This is a genomic window from Bradyrhizobium sp. Tv2a-2, assembly GCF_000472425.1.
Taxonomy (GTDB): domain Bacteria; phylum Pseudomonadota; class Alphaproteobacteria; order Rhizobiales; family Xanthobacteraceae; genus Bradyrhizobium.
Genome location: NZ_AXAI01000018.1, coordinates 98,368 through 111,944 on the forward strand (window position 1 = coordinate 98,368; position 13,577 = coordinate 111,944).

A 13,577-nucleotide genomic window follows, 5' to 3' on the forward strand; every position below is an offset into this window, starting at 1 on the left:
CTGCATTTCCTTGTAAACCCGCATCTTTCCGAACTGCCGCCGATTTTGTTCGCCCCCATCGCGTGCAAGCGTCATGCCATCGCACCTGCGAAATGCGATATCCTGGCTTGCGGCCCCGTGGTCAAGCAGCGTGATTTTCGCTGCGGTTCTCGCCGATCGAAAGAGCGCAGATGCGAGACAGCTGCACATAGGACAATCCCGTTTCCTCGGCCCAGGCATTGAACTGCGCTTGCACTTTCGCAAGGTCGCTTTTCGACTTGGCCTCGGGCCCGATATCGAGCCCCGCATCCCGCAGGCAGGCGATCACGTCCTGCGAGGTGACAAAGCCATCGAAGCCGACAAAGCGCAGGAACATCTGTCCGGTATTGCCGCCGAGCCTGCTGCCGCGCTTGGCGAGAAGATCGAGCAGTTCGACTTCGTTTGCGGGCGGCGACGCTGCCAGGAACTTTCCGAACGAGCCGTGCTCCGCGGCGATGGCCTGCACGAAGGCCGCGTTTTCACGCACAGACTGTATCTTCGCACCATTGCGCACGATGCGTGCGTCGGCGAGCAGTTCGTCCCAGTAGTCATCGGGCTGGAACGTCAACTTCCCCGGCACAAAGCCGAGGAATGCGTCTTCAAACGCGTCCCATTTCGCCTCGATCACGCTCCAGGCAAAGCCCGCGCAGAATACGCGCCTGGTCATTTCGGCCAGCGCGCGATCATCGGTGAGCTTCGCAAGCGCCTTGGGATCCGGCTTGCGTGGCAATAGCTTTTGCAAGGCGCTCGGCCCGCCCTTGCGCTTCTCCGCGCGGGCGCGAATGGTCTTGAACGGGACGATGCGTGGCGCTGCTTGTGCCTTTGGCATGCACGCAGCCTAATGCTTCAGGTCAGCGTCGCCAACAGGCCTGCCATCAGCCGGCCGCGCTCGGCGAGGCTTTCGACCTCAATATGCTCGTTGAGCGTGTGTGCATCGGCGCCACGCACGCCCAGGCCGTCGAGCGTTGGGATTCCCATCGCACCGGTGAAGTTGCCGTCCGATCCGCCGCCGGCGCTGCTATGCGGCAGTTCCATGCCGAGCTCGTTTGCGATGGCGCGCGCCTTCTCGTAGAGCGCCATGGTGCCTGGATTTGGCTCCCAGACCGGGCGCGTGACGCCGCGGGTCACCGTGAACGTCACACCGTCGGAGGTGCCGGACAGTGCCAGTATGCTTTCCACGCCGCGGTCGAGATCGGCCTGGCGCTTGGCCATGCTGAGCGCTTCGCCGGCGCAGGTGGTGGCGACGCAATTGACCCATTGCCCACCATGCACGATGCCGACGGAGAAGGTGCAGTCGTCGGTGGTCATGCCGTCGATGACGAGAATTTGCCGCGCCATTTCCCGGATCGCGGAACGGCCCGAGGACAACGTCGCGCCGGCGTGGCTCGGCCGGCCGACCGCTTCGAGATTGAAGCGCGCGATCGCATAGCGGCCGGTGACGACGCCGTTGTTGGCGCGGCCCGGTTCGGGGACCAGCACATATTTGTTGCGCGCGGCCTCCGCCTCGATGATATCGCGCGTCGAGGGCGTTCCGACTTCCTCATCCGGCGTGAACAGGACGGTGATCGGCAGGGGCGTGGTGACGCCTGCGCGCGCAAGCTGCCGGATGGCTTCCAGCGACAAATAGTTGCCGCCCTTCATGTCAAAGATGCCGGGGCCGTAGCATTTGTTGCCGTCGCGGCGGAACGGCAGCTTCGCAAGCGTGCCGACGGGATGCACGGTATCGAGATGCCCGGCAATCAGGATGCCGGGCTCGCCTTGCCTGGGATGCGGGAAGCGCGCGCGGACGCAGCCGCCAAATCCCTGCCGCCCGGCGATGCGCTCGATCGTCGCGCCCATGATCGCCATGTCGCGCGCCGCGAGGTCGAGCATGCGCTCAACCGCGCTTGCGTCCCAGGTCGGGCTTTCACACTCCACCCACGCGCGCAGGCCCTGCAGCATGGCTTCGGAATCAAACGGGAGGTTGGCGGGATTCATGGCACTCTCTTGAAAGCTTTGGCGAGGGGAGGGGTGGATGGCTGGCAGTACTGAGACTGCGCCGTGACCGGTTTGTAAAGCAAAACGTCTGCAGGCCTGCACCCGACCAAATCTCGATTGACGCGTCCAACGCTTGGTGCAAGTCTCGAATCCGAATGGATTAACAGCGTGTTAGTTCGCCTAAATAACAGACTGCATGCACAGCCAATGACCGTACTTTGACCGCTTTCACGTCACTTCAGGAGAGACTACGAATGTCTAACATCTCGCGCCGCAAACTTCTCAAGCTCGCGGGCGTTGCGCCGATCGTCTCTGCGTTCTCAGGCGCATGGGTGTCGAAAGCATCTGCCGCCGGCAAGAAGACCATCACCGCAGTGATGCATTCGGATCTGCGCATCATCGACCCGCTCTTCACCACGGCCTATATCACGCGCGATCACGGCTACATGGTGTTCGACACGCTGCTTGCGACTGACTCGAACTTCAAGGTCCAGCCGCAGATGGCGGACTGGAAGGTCTCCGACGACAAGCTGACCTATACCTTCACGCTGCGCGACGGTCTGAAATGGCACGACGGCGCGCCGGTCACGGCGGAAGACTGTGCTGCCTCGCTGAAGCGCTGGGGCAAGAACGACAATATGGGCCAGAAGCTGATGGACTTCACGGCCTCCATCGAGGCGGCCGATGCCAAGACCATCGTGCTGAAGCTCAAAGAGCCGTACGGCCTCGTGCTGGACTCGATCGCCAAGCCCTCGTCCTACGTGCCGTTCATGATGCCGAAGCGGCTGGCGGAAACGCCGGTCGGCAAGCAGATGGCGGAGCAGATCGGCTCCGGCCCGTTCAAATTCGTCGCTAGCGAATTCCAGCCCGGCGTGAAGTCGGTGTATGAGAAGAACACCGACTACGTGCCGCGCAAGGAGCCGCCGAGCTGGACTTCCGGTGGCAAGGTTGTGAAGGTCGACCGCGTCGAGTGGATCACCATGGCTGATGCGCAGACCGCGGTGAACGCGCTGCAGTCGGGCGACATCGATTTCCTGGAAGCGCCGCCGTTCGACCTGTTGCCCGTGCTGGAAGGCAATCCGGATATCAAGACCGAGGTGCTGAACAAGTTCGGCTTCCAGACGCTCGGGCGCATGAACTTTCTGCTGCCGCCGTTCGACAACATCAAGGTCCGCAAGGCGGCGCTGCTTGCGATCAACCAGAAGGACGTGCTCGACGCGCTGGTCGGCAATCCCAAATATCAGCAGGTCTGCGGCGCGTTCTTCGTCTGCAACACGCCTCTGGCAAGCGATGCCGGCGCCGGCGACCTGATCAAGGGCGGCAACGTCGAGGCGGCCAAGAAGGCGCTGGCGGAATCCGGCTATGACGGCACGCCGATAGTGATCATGGCGCCGGGCGATGTGGTGTCGCTGAAGGCGCAGCCGATCGTGGTCGCGGAAGCGTTGCGCAAGGCCGGCTTCAAGGTCGACCTGCAGGCAACCGACTGGCAGACGGTGGTCAGCCGCCGCGCCAGCCAGAAGCCGACCAGCGAGGGCGGCTGGAACATGTTCTTCACCAACTGGGTCGCGGCCGACGTGATGAACCCGGTGGTCAACTTCTCGATCGGTGGCCGCGGCAAGAATGGCGGCTGGTTCGGCTGGGCCGATGATCCCAAGATCGAGCAGCTCAAGGACAAGTTCGTGCGGGCCTCCTCGCCCGAAGAGCAGAAGAAGATCGCCGAGGAAATCCAGAAGGAAGCCTATGACCAGGTGATCTACGTTCCGCTCGGGCAGTATCTCGCTCCGAGCGCCTGGCGCAAATCGCTGACGGGAATTCTCGACGGACCGGCAACGCCGATCTGGTGGAACGTCGACAAGAGCGAGGCGTAGGGCGAGGCGCCGCGCCGTTATGTCCCGTAGGGTGGGTCAAGCGAAGCGAACCCACTGACACGGGTGCCAAAAAAGAGGATGGGTTTCGCTGCGCGCTACCCATCCTCCTGTTGTTCTACGTACTCGCTCGCAGCATTCTCCCAGCGACTTCCGATGCCTTTCGATCTGTTTCCCAAGCCGTAAAGATGACTTGCGCGGGCGTTGCCCGCGTGCCGAATGCTTTCACGCCGCGTCAGGAGGTAACGAATGTCGCAGATCTCGCGCCGGAAACTTCTCAAGCTCGCGGGCGTCGCACCGCTTGTCGCGACCTTCTCGGCCGCATGGCTCTCGCGGGCGAAGGCAGCCGGCAAGAAGACGATCACCGCGGTGATGCATTCGGATTTGCGTACCATCGATCCCGGCTTCACCACCGCCTACATTACCCGCGACCATGGCTACATGGTTTACGACACGCTGGTCGCGACCGATGCCAACTTCAAGGTCCAGCCGCAGATGGCGGACTGGAAGGTCTCCGACGACAAGCTGACGTATACCTTCACCTTGCGTGATGGGCTGACATGGCACGACGGCGCGCCTGTCACAGCGGAAGATTGTGCGGCGTCGCTGAAGCGCTGGGGCCGCAACGATGTCATGGCGCAGAAGCTGATGGAGTTCGTCGCCGGCATCGAAGCTCCCGATGCCAAGACCATCGTGCTGAAACTGAAGGAGCCCTACGGCCTCGTCCTGGAGACGATTGGCAAGCCGTCGTCGCTGGTGGCGTTCATGATGCCCAGGCGGCTGGCCGAGACACCGCCCGGCAAGCAGATCGCGGAGCAGATCGGCTCCGGCCCGTTCAAGTTCGTCGCTAGCGAATTCCAGCCCGGCGTGAAGGCGGTCTATGAGAAGTTCACGGATTACGTGCCGCGCAAGGAGCTGCCGAGCTGGGCCGCCGGTGGAAAGGTGGTGAAGGTCGATCGTGTCGAGTGGATCACGATGCCGGATGCGCAGACTGCGGTGAACGCGCTGCAGGCGGGCGACATCGATTTCCTGGAAGTTCCTCCTTACGAATTGCTGTCATCGCTGGAAGCCGATGCCGACCTGAAGGTCGAGACGCTGAACAAGTTCGGCGGTCAGACCTATGGACGCATGAACTTCCTGTTGCCGCCCTTCGACAACGTCAAGGTTCGTCGCGCCGCGCTGCTCGCGATCAACCAGAAGGACGTGCTCGACGCGCTGGTCGGCAATCCCAAATATTACGAGGTCTGCGGCGCGATGTTCGTCTGCAACACGCCGCTTGCGACCGAGGCCGGCGCCGGCGATCTCACCAAGGGCGGCAACATCGAGGCGGCGAAAAAGGCGCTGGCCGAGTCCGGTTATGATGGCACACCGATCGTGGTGATGGCAGCGAGCGACGTCCTGATGCTGAAGGCGCAGCCGATCGTGGTGGCGCAGGCCTTGCGGCAGGCCGGCTTCAAGGTCGACCTGCAGACCATGGATTGGCAGACCGTGGTCAGCCGGCGCGCCAACCAGAAGCCGGTGGGCGAGGGTGGCTGGAACATGTTCTTCACGTTCTCGACCGCCCCCGACGTGATGAACCCGATCGCAAGCTCCATGATGGGGGCCAAGGGCAAAACCAGTTGGTTCGGCTGGCCCGAGGACGCCAAGCTGGAGGCATTGCGGGACAGGTTCGTGCGTGCTGCCTCGCTCGACGAGCAGAAGACCATCGCCGAAGAGATCCAGAGGGAAGCCTACGACCAGGTGATCTATCTTCCGCTCGGCCAGTTCCTGACGCCGAGCGCCTGGCGGAAATCGCTGACCGGCGTGCTCGAAGGCCCGGCGACGCCGGTCTGGTGGAACGTCGACAAGAGCGAGTAGCGGGTACGCTTTGTTCCGTCATTGCTTCGCTCTCACAGACTCGCCTTGACAAATGCGTAAGTTATGACTTACCGTTAGTCATGGCTTACGCAACTGCACTCTCCGTCCTGGCAGACCCGACGCGGAGGGAGGTGTTCGAGCGGCTTCGGGCGGGCGCCCGTCCGGTGAATGCGATTGCGGCGGGCATGCCGGTGTCGCGGCCGGCAGTGTCACAGCATCTGAAGGTTCTGAAGGATGCGGGGCTTGTCGAAGAGCGTAGCGAGGGCGTGCGGCGCATCTATTCGGTGCGGCGGGAGGGCCTGGCCGAATTGCGCGACTGGCTCGACAGTTTCTGGGGCGATGCGCTAGACGCCCTCAAGCTGGAAGCGGAGCGCTCCTACCGGGCGAAGAAGAGGTCCAAATGAGCGAGCGCGTTGCGATTGCGCCGGTGCGCAAGACCGTCCATATCAACGCGCCGATCGCACATGCTTTCGAGGTGTTCACCAGCGGACTGACACGCTGGTGGCCGCATGATCACGGCGTCGGCAAGCAGCCGATCGCGAAAGTGATGATGGAGCCGCGGCTCGGCGGCCGCTGGCTCGAGATTTCCGCCGACGGCACCGCGACCACGGTCGCCACCATCACGATTTGGGAGCCGCCGCATCGCCTGGTGCTGGTCTGGCAGATCAACGCGCAGTGGAAGCCCGACGCGAGCATGAAATCCGAGGTCGACGTGCGCTTTCTGGCCGACGGGCCGGAGGCGACAACCGTCGAGCTCACCCACCAAAAGTTCGAGACCATGGGCGCGGAGGCGGGCACCTCCATGCGCAACGATGTCGACCGCGGCTGGCCGGGCCTGATGGAGCGGTTCGTGCGCGAAGCGGAGAAACAGGACTAACAACGATCAAGTCGAGATGGAGGACATCGCGATGTCGGAATTCATCGTTCATTCGCATCCCGGCAGTCCGTTCGGACGGTCGGTCATGGCGACGCTGGAAGAGAAGGGCGCGCCCTTCCGCCTCGCGCGGCTCGCGCCCAAATCGCCCGAGCATCTGGCGCTGCATCCGTTCGGGCGCATTCCGATCTTCGAGCATGACGGTTTTCGCCTGTACGAAACGCAGGCCATCCTGCGCTATCTCGATCGCGTGCTGCCGAATCCGGCGCTGACACCTGCCGATACAAAGCGAGCTGCGCGGATGGACCAGGTGATGAACATCAATGACTGGTATCTTTTCCAGGGCGTCGGCAATGTCATCCTGTTCCATCGCGTGGTCGGTCCGCGCGTGATGGGCACGACGCCGGACGAAGACGCGATCAAGGCGGCGATGCCGAGGGCGCACACGGTGTTCGATGAGCTGGCGCGGCTGCTCGAGGCGCAGCCTTATTTCGCGGGCGATGTGATCTCGCTGGCCGATCTCATGATCGCACCTGCGATGGCGATCTTCACCCAGACGCCCGAGTGGTCGGAGCTCGGCGCGCCCCATGCCAACCTTGTCACGTGGCTCGCGCGCATGCAGGGGCGGCCCAGCATGCAGGCCACGACCTGGGAGCGTCTCGCGGAGATGGCCCAGGCGGCGTAAGCGCGCCGCTGGCTCATGCCGGATGCGCGCGCAGATGGTTGAGCATCAGCTCGCTGACGCGCTCCGGCACCTGCTCGGCGGCGAAGTGGCCGACGTCGGGCAGTTCGATAAAGCGATAGGGGGCGGCGATGAAATCGACGGTGCCTTCTGCCGCGGCGCGGCCGACGGTGTCGTCGGCATTACCCCAGATATAAAGCGTCGGCACCCGCGTCGGCCCCAGGGGCGAGCGGATCGCGCCGCGTGCGCGATACCAGGCAAGGGCGGCTTCCATGGCGTCCTTGTTGCCGAGCACGGAGAGATGCTCCTCAATGGCAAAGCCGGGGACGCCGGCTGCGGCGAGCCGCTCGCGCAGCCATTTCGCGTCATCGGCCAGCACGATATCGGCGGCATCGAGCTCGAGAAAGGCGCTGTGATGGCGCGAGCGGCGGAGCTGGTCGCCGTCGGGCAGCTGTAGCGCGCGGTTGAAGGCGTTCGGATGCGGCCGCGACAGCACGGTGAGCGAGGCAAGCCGCTCGGAATGGCGGTCGGCGAACGCCCAGGCGATGCTGCCGCCCCAGTCATGGCCGGCGAGATGAAAGCGCTGCGCCCCATACCCGCACGCCGCGACGATCGCCATCGCGTCGTCCATCAACCGGTCCATGTGATAGCGCGAAGGATCGCGCGGATCGGGCCGCGCGCCTTTTGAATAGCCGCGCTGGCTCGGCGCGATGGCGCGATAGCCCATGTCGGCAAGCGTAGCGAGCTGCGCGCGCCAGCAATGCATGGATTCGGCAAAGCCGTGCAGCAGGAAAACCAGCGGCGCGCCAGCTTCGCCCGCGACCAGCGCATCGAAGGTGAGATCGGCGGAGATGGTGATCTGTTCAAGCTTCGTCACGCGCCGACCTCGTCAGTCTGTGCCACCTGAATATTACGGCCCGCGAGCGGAGCAGGCTGCTATTTCCCGCGCGATCTCGCTGCGATCTTCGTCTGCAATTCGCCGCGGATGCGCTCGATCACGCCTGCATAGCTGCGACTCGCGTCTTGCCTGAACAGCCGCATCGTCGGATACCACGGGCTGTCGTCGCGGTCGAGCAGCCAGCGGTAGTCCGGCGTGTAGGGCAGCAGGATCCAGGTTGGACGCGCGAGGCCGCCCGCAAGGTGCGCCACGCTGGTATCGACGGTGATCACCAGATCGAGACAGGCCATCAGCGCCGCCGTTGCGCCGAAGTCGGTGAGATGTTCCGAGAGATCGCCAATGCCGGGGCGTTCGCGCAAAAAGGCCTTGTCGTCGGGCCGCGGGTCCTTCTGCACGCTGACAAAGGTGGCATCGCAGTCGAATAGCGGCGCGAGCGCGCGCAGGGACAGCGAGTTGGCGCATGGTTCGGGCGAAGCCGCTCGCATTGATCGAGGCAGGCAATTCCGTCCTCGGTGCGGCCAAGCTGCAGCAGCGCCGAGGCTCGCTTCATGGCGGCGTCCCAGTCCTCGGGCGCGAGCCGCTTGAGCTCGCCCAGCACCAGCAGCGCTTCATCGAGCCGCTTCAGCTCGATCAGAAGGGAGGCGAGATCCCGCCATGACTGCGGCGCCGTAGGATCGAGCTGCACCGCCTTGTCGAACGCCTTCAGCGCCTCGTCGTGCCGGCCCTGACGGCGCAGCAGGTTGCCGAGGCTCGCCAGATATTGCGGTTTCGGCCGTTGCCGGATGGCGCGGGACAGCCATTCCAGCGCGAGGTCATCGTGCGTGGCTTGAGCCGACAAAAGCCCCAGCAGATGCATCGTGTCGGCATGATCGGGATCGATCGCGAGCGCCTGCTGGCAGCAAAGCTGTGCATCCAGCGCGCGCCCGGCCTCGAAATGGCGGAAACCGGCCACGCAGAGCGCCGCAGCACCCCTGCCGTCGCCGGATGCCGAGGGAGATGTTCCGGCCGCAGCCTGGCGATCACTATGGTTCATGGCAGATATCTTCAACGGGGACGGACGTAGGATAGATGATTCTGCCGCGTCGTGATCCTGCCTGCGCGCCGCAACGGCGAAGCGCAGAATGGTTGTCAAGATCAGGGTCAAGGGAATTTGTGCTAAAAAGCACGCTTTGGTTGTTACAATCTGACGTCATTTATGCGAGTCATTTTCAGTCGGATCAATTTGCGGAGGATTCGTCGATGACGATCAGCATCAGGGCTTACGCCAACGCCGACGACGTGTTGATTGCGTGGCAACCGGACAAATGGTCGGACGGCTGGGTGGGCTTTCAGCTGGAACGTCGCAACGATTCGACCCAGCAGGTGACGGTGCTGGTCAACCGCATTCCGCCCAAGCCGGGGCAGGGGCCGGTGCAGCCGACCGGTGTGTCGTCGACGCAATCGCCGATCAGGCGCTGCATCTGGACCGACCATAATGTGGTCGAGACCGACAACGTGTCGTATCGCGTCACCGCGATGACAGCGACCGCGGATGGCGGCTTTGCGCTGGATACGGCCGCGGTATCGGACTGGACAGCTCCCGTGGTCGCCTCGGGCGACGTCGGCGGCGGGCTGCAGGCCTATTTCAACCGCGGCACGCTGATGTCGCAGATCGTCAGCCGCTTCGTCGGCGGCGATGTCAGCGAGACCTCGCTGAAGAACTTCCTCAAGCATCTGCAGACGCCGGGCTACCAGCCGCGGCTTTATCTCTCCGGCGATGTGCTGCATCAGATCCTGCTGTTCCTGCACGATGCGGATCGCCGCGGCAGCTCCATCCATGCGGCAATCTACGAATTCAATGACCAGGAGCTGGTGGACGCCCTGAAACCCTTCGGCAGTCGCGGTAGCCTGTTGTTGGGCAATGGCGGTGCCACCACGCCGAACGTTGCGAGCGAGTTGACCACCGCCGGCCTCACGGTGAAACACCGCGATCTCTCGCATCGTGGCGCATCCTCGCCCAGCGTCCACAACAAATTCGTGGTCGAAAGCGATGTCCACGGCAACGCAGCAAGGGTTCTGACCGGCAGCACCAACTGGACCACCACTGGTCTCTGCACCCAGTTGAACAACGTCCTCATCATCGATGATGCGGTGATCGCCCAGCGCTATCTCGATCAATGGGGCAAGCTGGTGGCGGCCGGCGACAACATGACAGCCGACCTGAAGGGTTCGAACACCACGCCGACGATCGACAAGAACATGACGCTCTATTTCGCCGCCACCAATCACGAGGCCGAGTTCAAGCCCGTGCTCGACCTCATCAGCGGCGCCAAGGATGGCGCGCTGTTCCTGATGTTCATGCCGGGGCAGTCTCCGCTTCTCGGCGCGTTGCTCGATCGCGCCAAGGACAACGACATCTATGTCCGCGGCGTCGTCTCCAGCGTAAGCTCCAAGAGCAACACAATCTATTCGGTTGGCGGCGAGGTCGTGAAGTCGGGCGCGCCTGCGCAGGCGTTCCACGACGATGTGCCGCTGCCTGCCGGCATCAGCGAGAAGGACAAGCCATCCTGGGCCGAGCAGGAGTTCAACGTCGGCGAAATGCACGCCGCACATCTCATGGCCATCGTGCATTCCAAGTGCATCGTGATCGATCCATTCTCCGACAATTGCGCCGTCATCACCGGATCGCACAATTTCTCTGACGCGGCGTCCGCGAAGAACGACGAGAACCTTGTGATCATCAAGGGCAACAGGCAGCTTGCCCAGGCCTACGCGCTGCACATCAACGGCGTCTACGACCACTATTCCTGGCGCGCTTATCTCGGCAGCGGCGGCGACCCCGACCAGATCTACAAGCCGCTGGACGGCTGGAAGCCCGGCGGGGGGCGCGAACAGGAGCTGGATTTCTGGATGCAGGAACCGGTGCGGCCGCAGAAGGACCGGCCGGGGCCGTCATCCGGATCATCATCAGGCGGCGGCAAGGGCAAGGCCGTCACCGCGAGCCCGGGCGGCAAATCGGCCAAGACAGCCGCCAAGACAGCAGCCAAGACAGCGACCAAGAGCGATTCGACCGGCCGCAAGACCGCGAAGGTCGCCAAGTCGAAGGCCAAGTCTAAGGCGACCAAGAAGACCGTGAACGCCAAAGCGAAGAAAGCCAAACCGAAGAAAGCCGAGGCGAAGGCGGCCAGAGCAAAGAAAACCAAGGCAAAGGCGTCGAAGGCGAAGAAGTCGAAACGGTAACGCCTATCGGCGATCCGTCCTATCGCCATGTCTCCCGGACGGATCGTCCGCCTGATGGGGCGACCCCGGCCGAGACATCATTTCGGTTGCCATGAGAGGGAAGATCGCAACGGCCAGATCGCTTTGTCGGAGGCGAAGCCCTGGTGCGGGCGGTGGGAGTCGAACCCACACGACGTTGCCATCGAGGGATTTTAAGTCCCTTGCGTCTACCAGTTCCGCCACGTCCGCTTCTCATCAGGCGCGATAGCTCTTAAGCTGAATCGTCGGCTCGCTCTACCCTCATTCTCGGCGATTTTGCGCGCCCGATCTCTGCGTTGACCGAGAGGCCCGGAGGCCTTGCGGCGCTTCATGCCTGATAGATCAACCGCTTAGCCTGACTTTCGGCGAATGTCGATGATGCTCGCGAGGTTACAAACCGCCGTCTTCGTCCGATGAAAACGGGGTCGACCGGAATACGCCCTGTCAGCCTCAATCCGGACAAGAGCGGCTGCTTTAGCCAATCCTAACCTTATTCGACTTACGAACGGCTTATGACTGCCAGCGCACCAGCTCCGCGAATTTCCGCCTTCGCCGTCACCGCCTCGGCGCTGCTTGCGCTCGGCCTCGCGCTGTCCGGCTGCGCCGGCGTCAGCAGCGGCGGGGTGGGCGAGGACATGATGGCTGCCTTCGGTGATCCCGCCAAATACGATCTGTATGATTGCCGGCAACTCGAGACCGAGCGGAAAACTCTCGCCAGTCGCGAGGCCGAGCTGCAGGGATTGATGGCGAAAGCACAGACCGGCACCGCGGGACCGGTGGTCGCCGAAATGGCCTACCGCAACGACTATCTGACGACCCGCGGCCAGGCTCACTTTGCCGATGAGGCCTGGCGCAAGAACAAGTGCCATCCGTCGCCGCCTGGCGCCGCCACAGCCTCCGTGCCCGGCGCGCCGGCAAAGCCCGCACCGCCACAGGCGGCGCGGTGAACGAGCGCGTTCCTCACAGCCGCCAGTCGTAGATCCACGCCTGCCGGGCCAGCACGCGCTCCGGTCCCAATGCACGGATGGTGAGATCGCGCGCAAGCGCCATCGCACCGCTCATGTGATAGATGCGGCCCTGCCTTCGCGCGAGCTGCTGCACATGTGTGACGCGCGCGCGCCGCGCCCGCCCGTAGCGCTGTAATGCGGCGGCGACCTGCGCGCCCGGCTCGAGTGGCGTTTCACCGAGCACCTTCGCCAGCACCGCGGCGTCCTCGATCGCCATGCCCGCGCCCTGGCCTGCGAAGGGCAGCATGCCATGCACGGCATCGCCGAGCAGCGCGACCGAGCCCTCATGCCACTTGCAACCCTCGGCCAGGCTGAACAGGGCCCATTTGCGCCAGTCATCGACCGCGCCGATCAGCATTCGTGCCGCGCCCGCCCAGCGCGCGCCGCCGAATGCCTCCTTGAGTTCATTGGGGTTGCCCGGCGCGCTCCACCCCGGACGGTTCCAGGTGCCCGGCACCACCGCTACCAGGTTGATCTGCTTGCCCGCCGAGATGGGGTAGACAACCAGATGGGCCTTCGGTCCCATCCAGAGCTGTACCCGCGGCGCGGTATATTCGCGCGGCAGCTGTCTTGCATCGAGCGTGCCCCGCCAGGCGATCCGACCGGAAAATTGCGGCTGCGTTTCCGGAAACAGGTGGTTACGTACCGTCGACCAAATGCCGTCGGCGCCGATCAGGGCAAGGGCAATGTCCTGGCGCCGCTCATTGCCGGAGCGGTAGACAATCGTCAGGCCCTTGGCATGGGGCGCGAGATCCTCGAACTGGCAGCCGAGCTTCAGCTCGATATCGGGATGCTCACGGACGGCGTCCGCAAGTGCGGCCTGCAAGTCGGCGCGATGCATCACCCAATAGGGGGCACCAGCACGGGCGCTCGCGGCTTCGCCGAGCGGCAGGCGGACCAGCTCGCCACCGGCGCGCGCGCTCACGATCGTGACCGCTTCAGGTGTGACTGCACGGCGCCCCAAGCGTTCCTTCAACCCGAGGTCGATCAGAACCCGACTCGCATTGGGCGACAGCTGCAGGCCCGCACCAGCTTCCTCCAGCCGCTGGACCCTCTCCAGCACCACAACGCGGAAACCCTTGCGCGCAAGCGACAGCGCGGCTGTCAGCCCCCCGATCCCCGCACCGGCGATGAAAATCGTGCGCGTCAGAGCCACGCGCTT

At 63.9% G+C, this 13,577-nt stretch carries 11 protein-coding genes, 1 tRNA gene and 2 pseudogenes; 7 read left to right on the plus strand and 7 right to left on the minus strand.

The genetic code is table 11. From position 1 onward, the window contains the following. Window positions 1-121 precede the first annotated feature (121 nt). On the minus strand, window positions 122-820 hold the full coding sequence (locus A3AI_RS0131025) for a DNA-3-methyladenine glycosylase I (RefSeq protein WP_024519316.1): 699 nt from the start codon (window positions 818-820) through the stop codon (window positions 122-124). 44 nt (window positions 821-864) lie between these two features. Next, complete coding sequence (locus A3AI_RS0131030; protein WP_024519317.1) at window positions 865-1,995, minus strand: M20/M25/M40 family metallo-hydrolase; 1,131 nt, start codon at window positions 1,993-1,995, stop codon at window positions 865-867. Window positions 1,996-2,249: 254 nt separating this feature from the next. Between A3AI_RS0131030 and A3AI_RS0131035 the strand changes: the two genes are divergently transcribed. From A3AI_RS0131035 to A3AI_RS0131055, 5 genes are all read left to right on the plus strand, one after another. Next, entirely contained in the window at window positions 2,250-3,863 is a 1,614-nt protein-coding gene (locus A3AI_RS0131035) for an ABC transporter substrate-binding protein (RefSeq protein ID WP_024519318.1), read from the plus strand. Window positions 3,864-4,109: 246 nt separating this feature from the next. Further along, window positions 4,110-5,717: an ABC transporter substrate-binding protein gene (locus A3AI_RS0131040; protein ID WP_024519319.1), complete on the plus strand. Its 1,608-nt coding sequence runs from the start codon at window positions 4,110-4,112 to the stop codon at window positions 5,715-5,717. 80 nt (window positions 5,718-5,797) lie between these two features. Then, on the plus strand, window positions 5,798-6,121 hold the full coding sequence (locus A3AI_RS0131045) for an ArsR/SmtB family transcription factor (RefSeq protein ID WP_024519320.1): 324 nt from the start codon (window positions 5,798-5,800) through the stop codon (window positions 6,119-6,121). After that, window positions 6,118-6,594, plus strand: coding sequence for an SRPBCC family protein (locus tag A3AI_RS0131050; RefSeq protein WP_024519321.1), 477 nt, complete (start codon window positions 6,118-6,120; stop codon window positions 6,592-6,594). The genes A3AI_RS0131045 and A3AI_RS0131050 overlap by 4 nt, the downstream gene beginning before the upstream one ends. A 31-nt stretch (window positions 6,595-6,625) precedes the next feature. Further along, complete coding sequence (locus A3AI_RS0131055) at window positions 6,626-7,276, plus strand: glutathione S-transferase family protein (protein WP_024519322.1); 651 nt, start codon at window positions 6,626-6,628, stop codon at window positions 7,274-7,276. Window positions 7,277-7,289: 13 nt separating this feature from the next. On the opposite strand, the gene A3AI_RS0131060 is transcribed toward A3AI_RS0131055, so the two are convergent. The 3 genes and pseudogenes from A3AI_RS0131060 to A3AI_RS0131070 all read right to left on the minus strand — a co-directional run. Then, the gene (locus A3AI_RS0131060; protein WP_024519323.1) at window positions 7,290-8,150 is read right to left on the minus strand and encodes an alpha/beta fold hydrolase; all 861 of its coding nucleotides are present in this window, start codon (window positions 8,148-8,150) and stop codon (window positions 7,290-7,292) included. A 59-nt stretch (window positions 8,151-8,209) separates the two neighbouring features. Next, window positions 8,210-8,623 (minus strand): annotated as a pseudogene (locus A3AI_RS50330) (glycosyltransferase family 9 protein); the annotation flags it as partial. Between the two features lie 50 nt (window positions 8,624-8,673). Further along, window positions 8,674-9,204: pseudogene (locus A3AI_RS0131070) on the minus strand (tetratricopeptide repeat protein); the annotation flags it as partial. Window positions 9,205-9,410: 206 nt separating this feature from the next. Here A3AI_RS0131070 and A3AI_RS0131075 point away from each other — a divergent pair. Further along, a complete protein-coding gene (locus A3AI_RS0131075; protein WP_024519326.1) occupies window positions 9,411-11,390 on the plus strand; it encodes a phospholipase D-like domain-containing protein in 1,980 nt (659 codons plus the stop codon). 141 nt (window positions 11,391-11,531) lie between these two features. Here A3AI_RS0131075 and A3AI_RS0131080 read toward each other — a convergent pair. Further along, window positions 11,532-11,618: transfer RNA gene (locus tag A3AI_RS0131080), tRNA-Leu, on the minus strand. Between the two features lie 302 nt (window positions 11,619-11,920). Here A3AI_RS0131080 and A3AI_RS0131085 point away from each other — a divergent pair. Beyond that, entirely contained in the window at window positions 11,921-12,355 is a 435-nt protein-coding gene (locus A3AI_RS0131085) for a hypothetical protein (RefSeq protein WP_024519327.1), read from the plus strand. Between the two features lie 13 nt (window positions 12,356-12,368). Here A3AI_RS0131085 and A3AI_RS0131090 read toward each other — a convergent pair whose 3' ends face one another. Beyond that, window positions 12,369-13,571 (minus strand): FAD-dependent monooxygenase, encoded by a 1,203-nt coding sequence (locus tag A3AI_RS0131090; RefSeq protein ID WP_024519328.1) that lies wholly within the window; start codon window positions 13,569-13,571, stop codon window positions 12,369-12,371. Between the last annotated feature and the right edge of the window lie 6 nt (window positions 13,572-13,577).

What these genes read in the sequence shown, in the direction of transcription:
- A3AI_RS0131030 (WP_024519317.1), bottom strand. Translation starts at nt 1,995, where the DNA reads ATGAATCCCGCCAACCTCCCGTTTGATTCCGAAGCCATGCTGCAGGGC.
- A3AI_RS0131035 (WP_024519318.1), top strand. Translation starts at nt 2,250, where the DNA reads ATGTCTAACATCTCGCGCCGCAAACTTCTCAAGCTCGCGGGCGTTGCG.
- A3AI_RS0131040 (WP_024519319.1), top strand. Translation starts at nt 4,110, where the DNA reads ATGTCGCAGATCTCGCGCCGGAAACTTCTCAAGCTCGCGGGCGTCGCA.
- A3AI_RS0131045 (WP_024519320.1), top strand. Translation starts at nt 5,798, where the DNA reads ATGGCTTACGCAACTGCACTCTCCGTCCTGGCAGACCCGACGCGGAGG.
- A3AI_RS0131050 (WP_024519321.1), top strand. Translation starts at nt 6,118, where the DNA reads ATGAGCGAGCGCGTTGCGATTGCGCCGGTGCGCAAGACCGTCCATATC.
- A3AI_RS0131055 (WP_024519322.1), top strand. Translation starts at nt 6,626, where the DNA reads ATGTCGGAATTCATCGTTCATTCGCATCCCGGCAGTCCGTTCGGACGG.
- A3AI_RS0131075 (WP_024519326.1), top strand. Translation starts at nt 9,411, where the DNA reads ATGACGATCAGCATCAGGGCTTACGCCAACGCCGACGACGTGTTGATT.
- A3AI_RS0131085 (WP_024519327.1), top strand. Translation starts at nt 11,921, where the DNA reads ATGACTGCCAGCGCACCAGCTCCGCGAATTTCCGCCTTCGCCGTCACC.